Annotated in this window: 13 protein-coding genes; 7 read left to right on the top strand and 6 right to left on the bottom strand. The window is 65.3% G+C overall.

Features of this window, described 5'->3' with window-relative positions:
* Window positions 1–242: 242 nt before the first annotated feature.
* The 4 genes from yiaY to QUG03_RS06540 all read right to left on the bottom strand — a co-directional run bounded on the left by yiaY (window position 243) and on the right by QUG03_RS06540 (window position 4,909).
* Window positions 243–1,373, bottom strand: a complete 1,131-nt coding sequence (gene yiaY / locus QUG03_RS06555) for an L-threonine dehydrogenase (RefSeq protein WP_107799370.1) — start codon at window positions 1,371–1,373, stop codon at window positions 243–245.
* A gap of 99 nt (window positions 1,374–1,472) precedes the next feature.
* Window positions 1,473–2,174, bottom strand: a complete 702-nt coding sequence (locus QUG03_RS06550; protein ID WP_107801780.1) for a MarC family protein — start codon at window positions 2,172–2,174, stop codon at window positions 1,473–1,475.
* A gap of 267 nt (window positions 2,175–2,441) precedes the next feature.
* Window positions 2,442–3,968: an amino acid permease gene (locus QUG03_RS06545; protein ID WP_107799371.1), complete on the bottom strand. Its 1,527-nt coding sequence runs from the start codon at window positions 3,966–3,968 to the stop codon at window positions 2,442–2,444.
* 701 nt (window positions 3,969–4,669) lie between these two features.
* Window positions 4,670–4,909, bottom strand: a complete 240-nt coding sequence (locus tag QUG03_RS06540) for a hypothetical protein (RefSeq protein WP_500819677.1) — start codon at window positions 4,907–4,909, stop codon at window positions 4,670–4,672.
* Between QUG03_RS06540 and QUG03_RS06535 the strand changes: the two genes are divergently transcribed.
* The 7 genes from QUG03_RS06535 (at window position 4,908) to QUG03_RS06505 (ending at window position 18,246) form a co-directional block, all read left to right on the top strand.
* Complete coding sequence (locus QUG03_RS06535) at window positions 4,908–5,888, top strand: isocyanide synthase family protein (protein WP_107799372.1); 981 nt, start codon at window positions 4,908–4,910, stop codon at window positions 5,886–5,888. The two genes, QUG03_RS06540 and QUG03_RS06535, sit on opposite strands and share 2 nt — an antisense overlap.
* A gap of 35 nt (window positions 5,889–5,923) precedes the next feature.
* On the top strand, window positions 5,924–7,660 hold the full coding sequence (locus QUG03_RS06530) for an isocyanide synthase family protein (protein WP_500819676.1): 1,737 nt from the start codon (window positions 5,924–5,926) through the stop codon (window positions 7,658–7,660).
* Window positions 7,661–7,864: 204 nt separating this feature from the next.
* Complete coding sequence (locus QUG03_RS06525) at window positions 7,865–9,118, top strand: glycosyltransferase (protein WP_500819675.1); 1,254 nt, start codon at window positions 7,865–7,867, stop codon at window positions 9,116–9,118.
* Between the two features lie 116 nt (window positions 9,119–9,234).
* Entirely contained in the window at window positions 9,235–10,488 is a 1,254-nt protein-coding gene (locus tag QUG03_RS06520; RefSeq protein ID WP_500819674.1) for an MdtA/MuxA family multidrug efflux RND transporter periplasmic adaptor subunit, read from the top strand.
* 15 nt (window positions 10,489–10,503) lie between these two features.
* Window positions 10,504–13,590 (top strand): MdtB/MuxB family multidrug efflux RND transporter permease subunit, encoded by a 3,087-nt coding sequence (locus QUG03_RS06515; RefSeq protein ID WP_235088903.1) that lies wholly within the window; start codon window positions 10,504–10,506, stop codon window positions 13,588–13,590.
* Between the two features lie 160 nt (window positions 13,591–13,750).
* Window positions 13,751–16,849, top strand: a complete 3,099-nt coding sequence (locus tag QUG03_RS06510; protein WP_500819673.1) for a multidrug efflux RND transporter permease subunit — start codon at window positions 13,751–13,753, stop codon at window positions 16,847–16,849.
* A gap of 5 nt (window positions 16,850–16,854) precedes the next feature.
* The gene (locus QUG03_RS06505; protein ID WP_235088906.1) at window positions 16,855–18,246 is read left to right on the top strand and encodes an efflux transporter outer membrane subunit; all 1,392 of its coding nucleotides are present in this window, start codon (window positions 16,855–16,857) and stop codon (window positions 18,244–18,246) included.
* A 52-nt stretch (window positions 18,247–18,298) separates the two neighbouring features.
* Here the strand turns inward: QUG03_RS06505 and QUG03_RS06500 are convergent, their stop codons facing one another.
* Both QUG03_RS06500 and QUG03_RS06495 read right to left on the bottom strand, forming a co-directional pair.
* A complete protein-coding gene (locus tag QUG03_RS06500) occupies window positions 18,299–18,559 on the bottom strand; it encodes a hypothetical protein (RefSeq protein WP_227108020.1) in 261 nt (86 codons plus the stop codon).
* A gap of 507 nt (window positions 18,560–19,066) precedes the next feature.
* The gene (locus QUG03_RS06495; protein ID WP_253315606.1) at window positions 19,067–20,038 is read right to left on the bottom strand and encodes a protein kinase family protein; all 972 of its coding nucleotides are present in this window, start codon (window positions 20,036–20,038) and stop codon (window positions 19,067–19,069) included.
* Window positions 20,039–20,060: the final 22 nt, after the last annotated feature.

The following is a 20,060-nucleotide window of genomic DNA, read 5'->3' as shown; positions in this document are numbered from 1 at the left end:
GGAGGCGGTGCGGCGTCGTCAGAAATATCGTATTACGATATTTAATGGTCAAAAAAAGGCGGCTGGGCCGCCATTGGAAGCTGTGTTCAAAGTCTTGCGAGCTAGAGCGAGACAAGGCGAAAACGAACGCAAAAGCGGAATGTACTCGTGGCACATAAGCATTTTGAGCGGGTTGTTAGCGTCGTATCGCCGCTGCGCAGCAGATCGTGAAGGCCGCGGCGAATCGCCGCGGCCCTTTACCGCTACAGCGCGGCCTTGAAGATCGCGCAGATTTCCTCGTGGCTGGCCTGGATCGGATTGGTCAGACCGCAAGCGTCCTTCAAGGCGTTGGCGGCCAGTTCAGGAATATCCTCTTCCTTGACCCCCAGTTGCGTCAATCCCGCCGGAATGCCTACATCGGCCGCCAATTGGCGTATGGCGGCGATCGCCGCCTCGGCGCTGGCTTCCACGCCCAGCGCCGCGCCGACATCGGCCAGCCGCTGGCCGGCCGCCTTGGCGTTGTAAGCCTGCACATGCGGCAGCAGCACCGCGTTGCACACGCCGTGCGGCAGATCGTAAAACCCGCCCAGCTGGTGCGCCATCGCGTGCACATAGCCCAACGACGCGTTGTTGAAGGCCATGCCGGCCAGGAATTGCGCGTAAGCCATCTGCTCGCGCGCCTCCATGTCCATGCCGTTGCGCACCGCGCGGCGCAGATGGCCGGCGATCAGCGTCACCGCCTTCAAGGCGCAGGCGTCGGTAATGGGCGTGGCGATGGTGGACACATAGGCTTCCACCGCATGGGTCAACGCGTCCATGCCGGTGGCGGCGGTCAGCCCGGCCGGCATGCCGGCCATGGTTTCCGGATCGTTGACCGACAGCACCGGCGTGGTGTGCTTGTCGACGATGGCCATTTTGATGTGACGGCTCTCGTCGGTGATGATGCAGAAGCGAGTCATTTCCGAAGCGGTGCCGGCGGTGGTGTTGATCGCCACCAAGGGCAGTTGCGGCTTGGCGGACTTGTCCACGCCCTCGTAATCCTGGATCTTGCCGCCGTTGGCTGCCACCAGGGCGATGCCCTTGGCGCAGTCGTGCGGCGAGCCGCCGCCCAAGGACACCACGGCGTCGCAGCCGTGCTCGCGCAACAGCGCGAGGCCGGCGCCTACGTTGGCGGTGGTGGGATTGGGATGCACGCCGTCGAACAGCACGGTGGCGATGCCGACGCCGCCCAGCAGCTCGGTCACTCGGCCGGCCAGACCGGTTTTCACCAGGCCGGCGTCGGTCACCATCAAGACCTTGCGGTAACCGTAGCCGCGCATGGTTTCAACGGCTTGTTGCAGACAGCCCGCGCCCATCAGATTGACGCAGGGGATGAAGAAAGCGCTGGTGGCCATGGCAAACTCCTGTTCTTAAGACATTTGTCATAATCGCAGTATGCTCAATTTGGCCGATGCGGCATTTGCCTCACATCAAAAGATGTCCAATCGCCCCGCTCACTTATGCGGCAACACATCCTGCGCCAGCTGGGTGATCAGGGCGCCGAAGCCGTCCCACATGATCTGCACGCCCAGGCATAGCAGGATGAAGGCGGACAAGCGCAGGAACACCACCGAGCCGGTCTGGCCCAGATAGCGCAGCAGCTTGTCGGCGTGGCGGTAGCACAGATAGACCAGCAAGCTGCACACCAGCACCGCGAAACTGCCGGCCAGCGGCGAGATCGCGTATTTGACGATGCCCTTGCCGGTATCGGTCAAGGAGGCGCCCATGGTGATGGCCACCGAGATGGAGCCCGGCCCCACCGTCAGCGGGAAGGTCAGCGGATAGAAAGCGCGTTGCTTCAAGGCGTCCTGGTTTTCCGCCTGGATGGGCTGATCGGTTGAGGTGGGGCTGCTCTCCGGCGGCGCGTCGTTGAGCATGCGCCAGGCGGCGAAGGTGATCAGCAGGCCGCCGGACAATTGCACCACCGGCAAGGACACGCCGAAGAAGGACAGCACATAGCCGCCGGTGAACATGCTGCCCAACAGCAGCAAGGCGCAATACATGGCAATGCGGCGCGCCAGGTAGCGGCGCTGCTGCGGCGTATTGCGCGCCGTCATCGAGATGAAGATGGGCACCAGGCCCGGAGGGTTCATGATCGGCAGCAAGGCGGCCATCACAAACAGAAACTTTGTTATGAATATTGTCAGCAACTGCATGAATGACTCCGAAGCCATCGAATTCAGATCGGGAACGCCGGCGGGCGGCGCCGCGCCAGCCGCCATATTACACAATTCATCAGTATTGCAAGCCGGCTCTCGTTCGGACTGCGGCGCCCCGCCCCGGTTCCGGCGCGCCGCGCGCGTCCGCGGCGCCGGCATGGGCCGGCGCCGAATCCAAAACAATCAAGCCCTTACGCAAAACAGCCCGGCATGGCCGGGCTGTTGGCGAACTGCCGCGCTAAGGCTGGCAGAATTCACAGAGGATCAGCGCGTGGCGGCGGCCAGCTTGCCGTCCTTATTCTCTTGGCGCAAAGCGCGAGCCTTGACCAGCGCCTCGCTGAAATCAATCTCTTCCAGCGCCACCATCCGGGTTTTGTGCTTGTACTTGTAGCCCAGCCACAGCGCCAGGAACAGCGGGATGCCCAGATAGGTGGCGATCACCGCGCTCCAGTCGATATGGCCGCCGATGAAGGCCTCGTAGTTCTGGCCCAGCATGATCAGCAGACACAGCGCGAAGGCGAACAACGGCCCCAGCGGGAACCACTTGGCCTGGTAGGGCAAGTCCGCCAGATCGTGGCCCTGCTTGACGTAGCCGCGGCGGAAGCGGTAGTGGCTGATGGCCACGCCCAACCAGGCGATGAAGCCGGTCATGCCGGAAGAGTTCAGCAGCCACAGATAGACCGCGTTGGTTTCAAACAAGGAGGTCAGGAAGCACAGCGCGGCGATCACGCTGGTGGCGTACAAGGCATTGCGCGGCACGCCGTTGCTGGACAGCTCGGCAAAGCGCTTGGGCGCCATCTTGTTGCGCGCCATGGTGTACAGCATGCGGGTGGACGCGTACATGCCGGAATTGCCGGCGGACAGGATGGCGGACAGGATCACCGCGTTCATCAGGCTGGCGGCCATGGCGAAGCCGGCGCGGTTGAACACCAGGGTGAACGGGCTGGCGCCGACGTCCTTCATATCGTTCTTCAGCAGCAGCGGATCGTTGTACGGCAGGATCAGGCCGATGATCAGGATGGACAGCATGTAGAACATCAGGATGCGCCAGAAGATCTGCCGCACCGCGCGCGGGATGGTCTTGCCCGGATTGGCGGACTCGCCGGCGGCGACGCCGATCAGCTCGGTGCCCTGGAAGGAGAAGCCCACAATCATGGCCACGCCGACAAAGGCGGCCAGGCCGCCGACAAACGGCCCCTGCCCCTGCTGCATCACCGACAAACCCGGCGCGATGCGCTGCGGATTGGGGTCGGTCATGATGCCGAAGATCATCAAAAAGCCGATGACGATGAAGGCGATGATGGTGGCCACCTTGAGCATCGAGCACCAGAACTCGGCCTCGCCGAAGCCCTTCACCGAGAAATAGTTGAGCACGAAGATGATCAACAGGAAGCCGGCGCTCCAGACGATGCCGGGCACCGCCGGATACCAGTAATGCATGATGATGGCGGCCGCGGCCAGCTCCACCGCCACGGTGATGGCCCAGTTGTACCAGTAGTTCCACCCTTGGGCGAAGCCGAAGGCCGGATCGACGAAGCGCGAACCGTATACCTGGAAAGAGCCGGATTCCGGCATGAAGGCGGCCATTTCGCCCAGGCTGGTCATCAGGAAGTAAACCATCAGGCCGATCAGGGCGTAGGCGATCAAGGCCCCGCCGGCGCCGGCCGACGCCACGGTGGCGCCGGAGGCCAGGAACAGGCCGGTGCCAATGGAGCCGCCGATGGCGATCATCGACAGGTGGCGCGCCTGCAAGGTGCGCCTAAGCTCTTGGCTTTCTTGCTTTTTTTCCATCTCTTTGTCTCAAGTGCGCCTGCTCGGCGACATTGCTTTCGGCTCGCTGCGGCCAGCCGGCGGCCTGCTGTCGCTACGACAGGCAGTCGTAATCGAAACGCAAAAGAATGACAGCAACCACGACTGTTGACTAGTCAAACATGGCTTTGAAGCTTAAAAAACGAAAATGTCATGTTCGCAAAGGAATACCACACCCGCTTGGATTGCGGCCGAAAGCCGGCCCAAAGCCCCGCCGGCCGGTACGGGCCGGGCCTGCGGCGGAGAACGCGGCTTTGCCCATCCGCGGCGCGGCGCTCTGAAACGCGGCGGACCTTGAGTACGACGAGTCGGCGCAACGCAGCATCCGGGGTGTGTTCGCCGCGCTTCATCGTCATCTCGCGCCGCATCTGTCGCGTGAATCATACAGTTTTCACCCGCCCCGCCCGCGCCGGCGCGCCGCAGGAAAGGCGCCGCGACCGCAGCGCCGCAACGTGGTTGCATGGGAAAACTCACAGTCTCCGACGGTCTCCCGTCGTTTACAAATAGGAATGAATCTCATTTGCAAAAATGACAAATAAGATCTTGTCATATAAAGACAAATTTAAATTTAATCCAAATTAAAACAAATAAGACATCACAAACCGTCACAATCGCATTTACAATTTTCACACCGCCCCATTGAATAAAAACCCACCTAAAACAAATAAAATTTCCATCCGCCTTTATTCATCCAATCCCTTCGCCATATCAATATAACGATTGCTCATAACCCTATAGCGGCTAATTTGTTCGCCCGCTCCCGACATCTGCCATAGAATGGCCGCGCTAACTAAAGCTAAACCTGTTCTTTCCATCATTTTTATTTTGGTTATCACATAACGATAAGTGAAACGCCCGCGCATGAACGTGGGCCAGTCGCAATTCAATCGCTTTTGATTCCACAACCATTTGAGATAAACCATGAACGCCATTGTCGACCCTGTTTTTCACCCTTTTGGAGTTTCCGCCTCGGATCTCGCCCGGCAAATACTGGAACGGGTTTTCAAGCTGCGCCGCGTCCACCCGGAAGACCTTGCCGCGCCGGAAGACCTTGCCGCGGAAATGGCCCCTCACCTGCCCAAGATTCAGGCCGCCGTCAGCCGACGTCAGCCGCTGCAAATGATTTTGCCGGCCTTTCCCGGCAAATCGCCCAACCGCAATAAAACCCTGGGCGCCATGCCCGACCTGGCCGAACGCCACGCGCTGGATAATCTGCACCAACTCTGCCGGGACATTCAGAGCATCTACCCGCCGGGCGCTCAAGTCGCCATTTGCTCGGACGGCTATTGCTTTTCCGACGTGGTGTATATCCCGGACGCGGAAGTCGCCGCCTATATGGACGACTTGATTCGCTACGCACGGCAACGCCATGGCGACAGCTTCCGTTTTTACGATCTGAAAGACCACTTCAGCTATATCGGCGACCTGGATTCCCAGCGCGAGGAATTGCTGATTCTTTACAGCGACTCCATCGAACAGATCAAACGCCAATGCCAGGACGAACCGGCGATGCGCGCGATGTACCAGGGCATTACCCGTTTCCTGTTCGAAGACGCGCAAGGCATGCCGCGCTTCGCCGGCCACAGCAAGACCAGCTTGCAGAAAATGGCGCGCGCCAACGCCTACCGGGTGATCCAGCGCAGCAATGCCTGGAGCCGGCTGCTGGAGCGCGCGTTTCCGGACAGCCTGCGCCTGTCCATTCATCCGCAATTCCGCGTCTCCGCCAAAATCGGCGTGCGCCTAGTGGACAGCACCGACGCCTGGCTGACGCCCTGGCACGCCGCCGCGATCAAGCACGAGCACGGCGTGATGCTGAAAAAACGCAGCGACATCGACGAGAACCAGTCCGCGCTGGTCTTTGTCGACGGCCGGCCCAGCCACTTCATCGCCACCGCCGCCTGAAGCCCCGCCTTTCATTGTTCATTTCGAGTATCGCCATGCAAAACGAACCTATTGTCGCTTCCATTGTTTCCATTCTGCTCGACGCCTTCCAGGGTGAAGCCGACCACCCGCAGCGCGAATCCTACCGCCAGGCGCTGAGCGCCCAGGTGGAAGGCTTCGTGCGCCGGCAACAGCCGCTGCAATTGCTGCTGCCGGGCTTTCCGCTGAAATCGCCCAACACCCGCGACAAGACCGCGTCCGACCGCCCCGACTACGCCGAATACGCGGCGCTGGAACGGCTGGACCGGCTGTGCCGCGCCGTCGGCCGCGTCTACCCGGCCGGTTGCGCGCTGGAACTGTTCAGCGACGGCCTGAGTTTCCACGATCTGCTGGACATCCCGCGCGACACCGCCAACGACTACCACCGCCGGCTGCGCGCGCTCTACGCCAGCCCGGTACTGCGCTGGCATGACTACGCCAGCATCCAGCCCGGTTTCGACCGCCTGCGCGACCGCGCGGAAAGCGTGCTGCGCCGCTACCTGCCCGCCGCGGCCGCGGACTTCTCCCAGCCGCTGCCGGAAAACCAGGCCGGACGCCAGCCGCAATGGCTGGGCCTGCTGCGCGAAGACAATGCGGCGCGCGGCATCGCCGAGGCCGAGGACTGGCCGCAGCGCGCGCGGCGCCTGGCCTGGCGCGGCATCGCGCTGGACGCGATGCTGGCCGAGCATTTCCCGGAAGCCATCCGGCTGACCATCCACCAATCCGGCGCGCCCGGCGGCAAATTCCCCATCCGCCTGTCTCCGGCCCAGGCCGAGGCGGCCTTGCCCTGGCACCGCGTCTACCTGCTGAACCTGGCCGGTCACGGCGAGCTGGTCTCCAAGCGCCAGGCGCTGGACGCGCGCCGCGCCAAGGCGGTGAGCTTCGGCGGGCAGCCCTGGCTCTATCTGGAACAGGCCGGCGCGGAATGGGAAGGTTGCGAGTTGTCGGTGATGCGGGCCGGCCGCTTCGGCCTGCTGATAGAAAACCGCCGTCCCGGCGCCAACTGCCTGTCTCTGCCGCGCCCGGCCTTGACCCGCTTGGCCCAGATGTTCGGCTTCGTCGCCCTGCGCGGCTTCGCCGTGGCCGACGAGGACAATCTGATCGACTTCAGCGCCCAGTTCGGCACCCCGTATATCTGGCAGTTCGGCGCGGTGCACAAGGTCAAGCCGGAGGAAGACGCCGACGGCTTCGTCCACTCCTTCGAGGAGCTGCCGCTGCACTGGGATTTGAGCATGCTGCCGGCCGACAATGAATTCGTGCGCAAGAATCCGCGCTTCAGCGCCAGCCTGTTCGCGCTGTATTGCAAGACCGCGCCGCAGCACGGCGAAGGCCAGACCACCCTGGTGGACGCGCGCAACATCCTGCGCCAGGTGCCGGTGGCCACCCTGGCCGAATGGGAGCGGCTGGAAATCCGCTACCACACCAAGTTCACCTATTTCGGCGGCGACGCCCGCGTCTACCCGCTGGTGGAGGCCCACCCGGACACCGGCGAATCCGTGCTGCGCTTCCAGGAAAACAGCAACTCCGAACTGCAGAAGTTCTTCGTCGACGTGGAAGAGCGCGCCGACGACTATCCCAACCTGGTGCAGGAACTGCTGGAACGGGCCTATGCGCCGGAAAACCTGATCGAGCACGACTGGCACGACGGCGACCTGGCGCTGATAGACAACTACAACAGCCTGCACGGCCGCCGCGCGATGACCCGCGCCTCGCGCGGACGCGAGCTGTGGCGTGTCCAGGTCCACAAAGGCTAAGCGCCTGTTTACGATCTGCTGCGCGTCGGCGATACAGCGTTGAAAAAGGCTTCGAAATGCTCATGTACCACGCGTACATTCCGCTTTCTCAGCCGCAACGCCTTGTCTCGCCTTAGCTCGCGAGATCGTAAACACGTTCTAAGGCCCGCCCCGCGCCGTCCGGCCCCGCCGGGCGGCATCGCCCCCCATCCCCCGAAAACCGCCATGAACCCACGCAAGCAGAAAATCCTCTTCGTCGGCGAGGCCGTCACCCTGGCCCATGTCGCCCGCCCCTACACCCTGGCCGCCGCGTTGCCCGCAGCGGACTACGACATCCACCTAGCCGCCGCGCCGCGCTTCGATCATATTTACCAACGCCAGGACATCCAATACCACCCGCTGATCACCAAGAGCTGCGAAGACTTTCTTGACGCCGTGGACAACGGCAAGCCGCTGTACCGGCGCGAGGAAATCATCGCCTACGTCGAAGAAGAATTGCGCCTGATCGAACGCCTGGACCCGGACATCATCGTCGGCGACTTCCGCCACTCGCTGGGCATCAGCGCCGCGCTCTCCGGCAAGCCCTTGATCAATCTGATCAACGCCTACTGGAGCCCCTACCGCCAGCCGCAGCCGCTGCCGGTGCCGGAACTGGCCAAGATCAATCTGCACCGCCTGCCCGTCATGCCCGCGCTGATGCGCTGGATCACCCCGCTGGCCACCCGGCTGCTGGCCCGCTCGCTCAACCGCGCCCGCGCCCATTACGGCCTGGCGCCCTTCGCCAACTGCTTCGAGGCCTGGAGCCACGGCGATCAAGTGCTCTACTACGATTCCCCGGAACTGGTGCCGCTGGATCCGCTGCCCGCCCACCACCGCTATCTGGGCCCGGTCACCTGGTCGCCCGGCGGCGCGCTGCCAGACTGGTGGCCGCAATTGCAAGACCGTCCCACCGTCTACCTGTCGCTGGGCTCTTCCGGCAATCTGGCCTTGCTGCCCACGCTGATTGAGCAGCTTCTGGGCGAAGGCCTGCAAGTGATCGCCAGCACCGGCCGCCGCCAGCGGCTGCCGCAACGCTCCGGCCTGTTCAGCGCCGACTTCCTGCCCGGCGAGGCCGCCGCCGCCCGCGCGGACCTGGTCATTTGCAACGGCGGCAGCCCCACCAGCTACCAAGCGCTGGAACAGGGCCGGCCGGTGATCGGCATCCCGTCCAATATGGATCAGCTGCTGGCGATGCGGCATATCGAAGCCTACGGCGCCGGCGCCACGCTGCGTCGCCGCCACATCGAAACCGGCCAGCTGCCGCCGCTGCTGCGGCGCATGCTGGCCACGCCGTCCTACCGCCAGCGCGCGCAGCAACTGGCCTGGCATTTCGCCGCTGCCCGGCCTCACCTTACATTCCGTCAAGTCTTGCAACAATTCGACATACAATCGCCGGCGCAAGCAAAGCCCGGTTCAAACACGGAGCGCATAATGCTGTAAGCATCGACCCTCAGCCTGCTGCGGCGCCATCCCTCGCCCCATCCGCGCCGGCGGTCGCCTTCGAATGATCCGGAGCGGCCCTCGCCGCTCCAAGGCCGTTTTTCTGGAGCCCCGCCGTGACCCAATCCGCCGCGCCTCGCCGCCCGTTTTACCGTTCCCCGCTGTGCTGGGGCCTTGTCGTCGCGCTCGCGCTGGGCGGCGGCTGGTGGTGGCGGCAGCACGCGGCCTCGGACGCCGCCGGCCAACGCCGCTCCGCGCCGCCGGCGGCCGTGGGCGTGGCCGCCGCGCAGCGGCAAAACGTGCCCTTGCAGATCAGCGCGCTGGGCACCGTCAACTCCACCTACACCGTCACCGTGCGCAGCCGCGTGGACGGCCAGCTGGACAAACTGCATTTCGAAGAAGGCCAGCCGGTCAAACAAGGCCAGCTGCTGGCGGAACTGGACCCGCGCCCGTTCCAGGCCGCGCTGGCCCAGGCCGAAGGCCAGTTGCTGCGCGACCAGGCCTTGCTGCAAAACGCCCAGCTGGACCTGAACCGCTACCGCCAGCTGCTGGAGCAGAACTCCATCGCCAAACAACAGGTGGACACCCAGGCGGCGCTGGTGCGCCAGTATCAGGGCACGGTCAAGCTGGACCAGGGCGCGGTGGACAACGCCCGGCTGCAGCTCAGCTACAGCCGCGTCACCGCGCCGGTGTCCGGCCGCGCCGGCCTGCGTCAGGTGGACCCGGGCAACATCGTCCACGCCAGCGACGCCAACGGCCTGGTGGTCATCACCCAGACCCAGCCCATCAACGTGCTGTTCTCGGTGCCGGAAGTCAGCCTGGGGCCGGTATTGCGGGCCAGCCGCGCCAAGCCCGGCCTCGCGGTGGAAGCCTGGGACCGCGACAACCGCAACAAGCTGGCCGACGGCGCGCTGCTGGCCATAGACAACCAGCTCAACACCAGCACCGGCACCGTCAACCTCAAAGCCCGCTTCGCCAACGCCGACGAGGCCCTGTTCCCCAATCAATTCGTCAATGTGCGCCTGAGCCTGGGCGAGCAGGAAAACGCCGTCACCGTGCCGGCCGCCGCGGTGCAGCTGGGCAAGGCGGGCAGCTACGTCTACAGCGTCAACGCCGACAGCAGCGTCAGCCTGAACAAGATCAGCGCCGGAGCGCGCGTCGGCGACATCGTCATCGTCGAGCAAGGCCTGCAGCCCGGCCAGCGCGTGGTGGTGGACGGCCTGGACAAGCTGCGCGACGGCGCCAAGGTCACCGTGGTGGACCGCGCCGCGCAAAACCGCCAAGCCGCCCAGGGCGCGGGCAAAAACGGGCGCCACAAGCGCGACGGCAGCGGCCCGGCCGGCAAACGCCGCGCCTCGGCGGCGCAGTAAGCGCGGAGAGACGGCATGAATCCCTCCCGTCTGTTCATCCAGCGGCCGGTGGCCACCACCTTGCTGATGGTCGCCATCCTGCTGACCGGCCTCGCCGCCTGGCGCATGCTGGCGGTGTCCGCCTTGCCGGAGGTGGACTATCCCACCATCCAGGTGGTCACCCAATACCCGGGCGCCAGCCCGGAGGTGATCACCTCTTCCATCACCGCGCCCTTGGAGCGCCAGTTCGGCCAGATGCCCGGCCTGTCGCAAATGTCGTCCACCAGCTCCGGCGGCGCTTCGGTGATTACCTTGCAGTTCGGCCTGGAACTGGGCCTGGACGTGGCCGAGCAAGAAGTGCAGGCGGCGATCAACGCCGCCGGCAATCTGCTGCCCTCCGATCTGCCCAATCCGCCGGTGTACAGCAAGGTCAATCCGGCGGACACCCCCATCATGACCATCGCCGTCACCTCGCCCACGCTGCAGCTGACCAAGCTGGAGGATCTGGTCGACACCCGGCTGGCGCAAAAACTGTCGCAAGTGCCCGGCGTGGGCCTGGTCAGCATCAGCGGCGGCCAGCGCCCGGCGGTGCGCATCCAGACCAATCCGCGCCAGCTGGCCTCGCTGGGCCTGACGCTGGAAGACGTGCGCACCGCCATCGCCAGCGCCAACGTCAACCAGGCCAAGGGCAGCTTCGACGGCCCACGCCAGGCCTCCACCATAGACGGCAACGACCAGCTCAAGTCCGCCGACGAATACCGCGGCGTCGTCATCGCCTACCGCAACGGCGCGCCCATCCGCCTGTCCGACGTGGCCCAGGTGGTGGATTCGGCGGAAAACACCCGCCTGGCCGCCTGGGCCGGCGCCACCCCGGCCATCATTCTCAATGTGCAGCGCCAGCCCGGCGCCAACGTGATCCAGGTGGCGGACCGCATCAAGACCCTGCTGCCGCAGCTGCGCGACGCCCTGCCCGGCGCGGTGGACGTCAAGGTGCTGAGCGACCGCACCGTGACCATACGCGCCTCGGTGGCGGACGTGGAGTTCGAGCTGATGCTGGCCATCGCCCTGGTGGTGATGGTGATCTTCCTGTTCCTGCGCAATGTACCGGCCACCGTCATCCCCGCGGTGGCGGTGCCGCTGTCCCTGGTGGGCACCTTCGGCGTGATGTATCTGGCCGGCTTCTCCATCAACAATCTCACCTTGATGGCGCTGACCATCGCCACCGGCTTCGTCGTGGACGACGCCATCGTGATGATAGAAAACATCGCGCGCTACATCGAAGACGGCGAAACGCCGATGGCCGCGGCGCTGAAAGGCTCCAAGCAGATCGGCTTCACCATCATCTCGCTGACCATCTCGCTGATCGCCGTGCTGATTCCGCTCTTGTTCATGGGCGACGTGGTGGGCCGGCTGTTCCGAGAATTCGCCGTCACCCTGGCGGTGTCCATCCTGATCTCGGCTTTCATCTCGCTGACGCTGACGCCGATGATGTGCGCGCGCCTGCTCAAACACGTGCCGGAAGACAAGCAAGGCCGCTTCTACCACGCCAGCGGCCGCTTCTTCGACCGGGTGATCGCCCGCTACGGCCGCATGCTCAGCTGGGTGCTGGAGCGGCAGACGCTAACCCTGCTGGTGGCGCTGGCCACCGTGGCGCTGACCGCCGCGCTCTACCTGGCCATGCCCAAGGGCTTCTTCCCGCTGCAAGACACCGGCGCCATCCAGGGCGTCAGCGAGGCCTCGCAATCCATCTCCTTCAGCGCCATGGCGCGCCGGCAGGAAGCCTTGGCCCAGCGTCTGCTCAAAGACCCGGCGGTGGACAGCCTGTCCTCCTTCATCGGCGTGGACGGCAACAACGCCACGCTCAACAACGGCCGGCTGCTGATCAACCTCAAGCCCAAGGCGGAGCGCGACGACATCCGCACCGTGCTCGCCCGGCTGCAAAGCCAGGCCGACGCGCTGCCGGGCATGGCGCTCTACCTGCAGCCGGTGCAGGACCTGACCATAGATTCCCGCGTCAGCCGCACCCAATACCAATTCACCCTGCAAGCCACCAGCGCCGAGGACCTGTCCGCCTGGACGCCCAAGCTGGTGGAGACGCTGCGCCGGCTGCCGCAGCTGGCCGACGTGGCCAGCGATTTGCAGGACCAGGGCCTGCAGGCCTACGTCAACATCAACCGCGACACCGCCGCGCGCCTGGGCGTCAGCACCGCCGCCATCGACAACGCGCTCTACGACGCCTTCGGCCAGCGGCTGATCTCCACCATTTTCACCCAGACCAATCAATACCGCGTGGTGCTGGAAGTGGACCCGCAGCACCAGCAAGACCCGCTGTCGCTGAAAAGCCTGTACGTGCCCACCGCCAACGGCGGACCGGTGCCGCTGGACGCGGTGGCCAGCATAGAGGAGCGCCCCGCCGCGCTCGCCGTCAACCACCTGGGGCAATTCCCCACCGCCACCGTGTCCTTCAATCTGGCGCCGGGCGCCTCCCTGGGCGCGGCGGTGGACGCCATCCGTCAGGCCGAGGCCGAGCTGGGCCTGCCGGCCAGCATAGACACCAAGTTCCAGGGCGCGGCGCTGGCCTTCCAGGCTTCGCTGTCCAACACCCTGTGGCTGATCCTGGCCGCCATCGTCACCATGTACATCGTGCTGGGCGTGCTCTACGAAAGCTATATTCATCCCATCACGATTCTCTCCACCCTGCCCTCGGCCGGCATCGGCGCGCTGCTGGCCTTGCTGCTATCCGGCAACGATCTATCGGTCATCGCCATCATCGGCATCATTCTGCTGATCGGCATCGTCAAGAAAAACGCCATCATGATGATAGATTTCGCGCTGGAAGCCGAGCGAGAGCGCGGCATGAGCCCGCGCGACGCCATCTACCAGGCCTGCCTGCTGCGCTTCCGGCCCATCCTGATGACCACGCTGGCCGCGCTGCTGGGCGCGCTGCCGCTGATGCTGGGCGGCGGCATGGGTTCCGAGCTGCGCCAGCCGCTGGGCGTGGCCATGGTGGGCGGCCTGCTGCTCAGCCAGGTGCTGACCCTGTTCACCACTCCGGTGATCTACCTGGCCTTTGACCGGCTGGGCAAACGCTTTGGCGCCAAGACGGCGGAGGCGGAAGCATGATTTTTATTCGCCACGGAAGCACACGGAAAAATACGGAATTCCGTGACATTTTCGACAGGATCGCCCTTAGCCAAACAACGCTAACCGCCATCAAACCCTTGCATGGCTGGTTTTTGTCCGTGTCCTTCCGCGTGTTTCCATGGCCGATGAGGATTTTCTCGTGATCCCCTCCGCTCCCTTCATCCGCCGCCCGGTGGCCACCACTCTGCTGACCCTGGCCATCCTGCTGGCCGGCTTGCTGGCCTTCAAGCTGCTGCCGGTGTCGCCGCTGCCGCAAGTGGACTTTCCCACCATCTCCGTCAGCGCGCGCCTGCCCGGCGCCAGCCCGGAAACCATGGCCGCCACCGTGGCCACCCCGCTGGAACGGGCGCTGGGCCGCATCGCCGGCGTCACGGAAATGACCTCGTCCAGCTCCCTGGGCTCCACCCGCGTCACCCTGCAGTTTGAGCTGGACCGCGACATCGACGGCGCCGCGCGCGACGTGCAGGCGGCCATCAACGCCGCCCGCTCGCTGCTGCCCACCGGCATGCCGTCCAACCCCACCTATCGCAAGGTCAACCCCGCCGACGCGCCCATCATGATCATCGCGCTGACCTCGGACAGCCTGAGCCGCGGCCAGATGTACGACGCCGCCGACACCATACTCGGCCAGAAGCTGGCCCAGGTGGAGGGCATAGGCGACGTCAACGTGGGCGGCGGCGCGCAGCCGGCGGTGCGGGTGGAACTGAACCCGCGCCAGCTCAACCACTACGGCATCGGCATGGAAACCGTGCGCGGCGCCATCGCCGGCACCAACGCCAACCGGCCCAAGGGCTTTCTGGAAAACGACGAACGACACTGGCAGGTGCAGGCCAACGACCAGGCCACCAAGGCCAGCGACTACCTGCCGCTGATCGTCAGCTACAAAAACGGCGCCGCGGTGCGCATCGCCGACGTGGCCGAGGTCAAGGACGCCGTGGTGGACCTGCGCAACGCCGGCCTCCTGGGCCGGCAGCCGGCGGTGATGCTGATGCTGTTCCGCCAGCCCGGCGCCAACATCATCGAAACCATAGACCGGGTCAAGGCGCTGCTGCCGCAGCTGCAAGCCTCCATCCCCGCCGCCATCAACATGCAAGTGGTGATGGACCGCAGCCCCACCATCCGCGCCTCGCTGCAGGAAGTGGAGCGCTCGCTGCTGATCTCGGTGGCCCTGGTCATCCTGGTGGTCTTCCTGTTCCTGCGCAACGGCCGCGCCACCGCCATCCCCGCCATCACCGTGCCCGTGTCCCTGGTGGGCGCCTTCTCCGTGATGTACCTGGCCGGCTTCTCCCTCAACAACCTCAGCCTGATGGCGCTGACCATCGCCACCGGCTTCGTCGTCGACGACACCATCGTGGTGCTGGAAAACATCGCCCGCCACATCGAAGACGGCATGAAACCGATGCAGGCCGCCTTGCGCGGCGCGCGCGAAGTGGGCTTCACCGTGCTGTCCATGAGCGTCTCCCTGATCGCCGTCTTCATTCCCATTCTGCTGATGGGCGGCGTGATCGGCCGGCTGTTCCGCGAATTCGCCGTCACCCTGTCCGTGGCCATCCTGGTGTCGCTGCTGGTCTCGCTGACCACCACGCCCATGCTCTGCGCGCGCTGGCTCAAACCGCGCGAAGAACGGCCTCCCGGCCGGCTGTTTCAATGGAGCGAACGCATCTTCGACGCCATGCTGGACGGCTATCGCCGCAGCCTGGACTGGGCCTTGCGCCACGGCCCGCTGATGATGCTGATCCTGGCCGCCACCATAGGCCTCAACGTCTACCTCTATCTGGCGGTGCCCAAGGGCTTCTTCCCGCAGCAGGACACCGGCCGGCTCAACGGCATGATACGCGCGGACCAGAACATCTCCTTCCAGGCCATGCAGCAAAAGCTGCAGCGCTTCATCACCGTGGTCAGCCAAGACCCGGTGGTGGACGCCGTGCTCGGCTTCACCGGCGGCGGCCAACGCAATAGCGCCAATATGTTCGTCAGCCTCAAGCCGCTGAGCCAACGCGGAGAAAGCTCGGACCAAGTCATTGCCCGGCTGCGCAAAACCCTGGCGCGCGAACCCGGCGCCCAGCTCTTTTTGCAGGCGGTGCAGGACATCCGCATCGGCGGCCGTTCCAGCAACGCCCAGTACCAATACACCCTGCAAGGCGATGATCTGGCCGAACTGCGCGAATGGACGCCCAAGGTGCAGCAAGCGCTGATGAAGCTGCCCATGCTGGCCGACGTCAACACCGACCAGGAAGTCAAAGGCCTGCAAACCACCCTGGTTTTCGACCGCGACGCCATGGCGCGGCTGGGCCTGACCCAGGCCCAGGTGGACGCCGCGCTCAACGACGCCTTCGGCCAGCGCCAGGTATCCACCATCTACAACGCGCTCAACCAATACCGCGTGGTAATGGAAGTGGCGCCGCAATACTGGCAAGGCCCGGACGGCCTGGACAGCATCTTCCTGCAAACGCCGGGCGGCCAGCCCACCCCGCTGTCCGCCGTCGCCCGCTGGGCGCCCGGCAACACCGCGCTGTCGGTCAACCACCAAAGCCAGTTCGCCGCCGCCACCGTCTCCTTCAATCTGCCGCCGGGCGCCGCGCTGTCCGACGCCACCGACGCCATCAACCAGGCGCTGGCCGGCGTCGGCCTGCCCAGCAGCATTCACGGCAGCTTCCAGGGCAGCGCCAAAACTTTCCAGGCCTCGCTGGACAGCCAGCCGCTGCTGATCCTGGCCGCGCTGATCGCCGTCTACATCGTGCTGGGCATGCTGTATGAAAGCGTGGTGCACCCGGTCACCATCCTCTCCACCCTGCCCTCCGCCGGCGTCGGCGCGCTGCTGGCCATCATCGCCACCGGCGGCGAATTCAACGTCATCGCGCTGATAGGCGTGCTGCTGCTGATCGGCATCGTCAAAAAGAACGCCATCATGATGATAGACTTCGCGCTCAACGCCGAGCGCGAACAGCAGATGACGCCGGAACAGGCGATACGCCAGGCCTGCCTGCTGCGCTTCCGCCCCATCATGATGACCACGCTGGCCGCGCTGTTCGGCGCGCTGCCGCTGGCCCTGGGCCGCGGCGACGGCGCCGAGCTGCGCACCCCGCTGGGCATCTCCATCGTCGGCGGCCTGCTGCTCAGCCAGCTGCTGACCCTGTACACCACCCCCGTCGTTTACCTGTATCTGGACCGCTTCCGGCTGTGGTGCCGCCGCTGGCGGCCCGCGCGCGCCGCGCTGAACCGCGGAGCCGAGGAATGAAACCCATGAAAACACAAAGCCTTACGCTGGCCTGCGCGCTGTTGCTGGCCGGCTGCGCGCTGGGCCCGGACTACGCCAAGCCCAAGCTGGACGTGCCGGCTGCATACAAAGAGGACGGCCGCTGGAAAAGCGCCCAGCCGCAAGATGCAGTGCCTCGCGGCGACTGGTGGCGCATCTACCAAGACCCGCGGCTGGACCAGTTGATGGACACCCTGAACCGGCAAAGCCCAGGCATCGCCCAGGCCGAAGCCCAATACCGCCAGGCCCAGGCCTTGCTGAAGCAGGCCGAAGCCGGGCTCTTTCCCAGCCTGGGCCTCAGCGCCGGCCAAAGCCGCGGCGTCAGTTCCCCCGGCCAGGCCACGTCCACCAGCTATAACCTGAGCGCCAACGCCAGCTGGGAGCTGGACCTGTGGGGCGGCCTGCGCCGCTCCGTGGAAGCCGGCTCCGCCAAAGCCCAAGCCAGCGCCGCGCAACTGGCGGCGATACGCCTCAGCGCCCAGGCGCAGCTGGCCACCGCCTATCTGCAAATCAGCGTCGCCGACCTGCAACTGCGGCAACTGCAAGCCAATGAACAAGCGCTGGCGGAAACGCTGAAGCTGACCCGCAATCAATACCAGGCCGGCATTGTTTCCGACGCCAACGTGGCCCAGGCCGAAAGCCAATGGCAAAGCGCCCAGGCGCAGCGGGCGGACAAACAGCTAACCCGCGCCCAGCTGGAACACGCCATCGCCGCCGCGCTGGGGCAGACACCGGCCAGCTTCAGCCTGCCGGCGCCCGGCGCCGAACCGCGCTTGCCCAGCATCCCCGCCGGCCTGCCCTCGCAACTGCTGGAACGCCGCCCGGACATCGCCGCCGCCGAACGCGCGGTGGCGCAGGCCAACGCCGAAATCGGCGTCGCCCAGGCCGCCTTCTTCCCCACCCTCACCCTGTCCGCCAGCGGCGGCTATCGCGGTGCCAGCTTCGCCGACTGGGTCAGCCTGCCCAACCGCGTCTGGTCGCTGGGCCCGGCGCTGGCGCTCAGCCTGTTCGACGCCGGCCTGCGCAGCGCCCAGAAAGAGCAAGCCGTCGCCGCCTACGACGCCAGCGTCGCCGGCTACCGCCTGACCGTGCTGTCCGCCTTCCAGAGCGTGGAAGACAATCTGGCCGCGCAAAGACTGCTGGGCGAGGAAGCCGCCTCGCAACAGGCCGCGCTGGACGCCGCCCGGCGCGCGGAAACCATCGCGCTGAACCAGTACCGCGCCGGCACCGTCAGCTATCTCAATGTCTTAAGCGCGCAAAGCGGCCGCATCAACGCGGAAAGCACGCTGTGGAACGTGAAGAACCGGCAATACGCCGGCAGCGTGGCGCTGATCGCCGCGCTGGGCGGCGGCTGGCAGGTGCCGACGCCGGCCCCATAGCGAGCGGCGGCGCCTAGGGCGGGAGATTGCAAGACTCGCGGAGCGCCCCCTCTCACCCCTCATCGCTCAAAGCCGTGGCCGCCTCCTCACGCACATTGTCCAGCATGCCGTGGTAGTCCTCCATCGCCCAACGCACCAGCCGGCACAGCCCGGCAATCGGCACACCGTCCTCGGCATCCAGACTCAGGCACAAGCGCTCCGCCGCCTCCACGGCGGGGATCACCAGGTCCAAAGCCTCCAGCCCCAGCTGGCTCGCGTCCAGCACGCGGCCCAGCAACTGCCGGCGCTCGTCTACCTCGCATAGGGCGTTCATAGCCGCGCCTCCTGTGGCCAGGACAGCGGATCAAGAGAAAAACGGGGAGAAAAAAGGAAGGATCGCATCGCGGCCTCCAAGTCGTTTCCTGAGAGAAGGCCCGCTCGAGCGGCAGGTTTGAGCAGGCTCGTGACAAGGGTAGAAGACCGGTTCACTCGACCAAAGACCGGTAGCCCGTTAAGGCTCCCTGCCACGGCCCGCCCAGGATGGGCATGCATGGCAGCAGACGTAGAAGTGCCAAAGCGGACACCTCCTGTCTGCGATCAAGTGACTCTGGGCTTCTACTCCCGGCGCGGCGTGATTGGGTGCAGCGCGAGCCACAGGGTACTGAGCCGGGCAAGCAGCGTCAAGGCGCCGGCGTCGCGGACGGAAAGAAAGCCAAACGGCGTGCATCCCGAGCAGGAGCACGCCGTTTCCACAGCCACCCATCAGACGGATGGGCCATGGCTAACAAAACTCAGTTTTACGACCTAGGCAAGTCGGCGCAACGCAGGATCAGGGGGTTTGTTAGCGGGTCTTATTGAACCAGCCCGCCATCTGCAGCTTCTTGACGTTGACATTGCGCGCCGGGCTGTCCTTGCCCAACACCTGATCGAACTCGCGCATCGCCGCCAGATAATCGCCCTTCAAAGGCTCCGGCACAAAGCGATAGCCGCCCTTGACGTAGTCATGCACGATCTCGCTCATCACGCTGCGGCACACCGCGCCGCGCTCGCCCGTCTTGAACATCAGGCCAAAATCCACCGGCACCACCTTGCCGCCCTCGGTTTTGACGAAATTGGCCGAAGACGGGTCCCCCATCATGAAGCCCAGGCGGAACAACTCGCCCACCGCGCCCTTCACCTCCTCCGTGGTCGGCGTCGAGCCGGCGATAAAGGGCATCGCCAGCGTATCGCCCTGCATCCGCGCCTCCGGCAGGGCCCGCTGGCTGGCCTTGAGATGGCTGTTGCACATCGCCAGCTCATGAGCGACGGCGCCCTTGTCCATCGCCTTGAAGGATTTGACCACCATATCGCCGGCCTGCTGCACTCGGCCGCGAGAGCCGGCGGCGCTGAAACCCTTGCCGGCGCCATCGGCCTCGGCGCGCGGCGCGGACTGAACCGGCCGCTTCTCCGCCACTGGAGCGGTCTCGTCGGCAAAACGCAAACGGCGGGTGCGGCTAGCGGCAGCCGGCTCATCCGCCTGCGGCTGGGCGCGACGGCCATTGGAGACGGTATTCAGGCTGGTGATCAGATCGACCAGGCGGAAACGGCGCGACCCCGACTCCGCCTGCTGCGGGTCCAGCTGGCGCAGAAACTCGCTGGCGCGTCGGGTCTGATCCGGATGCAGCAAATAAGAACGGCCGGTGTACAGCACCAAAGTGCCGTCCTTGCGCATGCCGATGCGCGCCTTGTCGGCGTTCACATCGGCGCAGCTCTCGCGCAAAGCCTGGGCGGAGTGCAGCCCGCGCATGGGGATATGGGTGGAAATCGTGCTCATGAGTGTCCTTTTCTTAGGAGTT

It is taken from the genome of Chromobacterium sp. CCUG 30098 (assembly GCF_059916605.1).
Note: the sequence above shows the minus strand (reverse complement) of the source record. Positions and strands in the feature narration are given on the sequence as shown.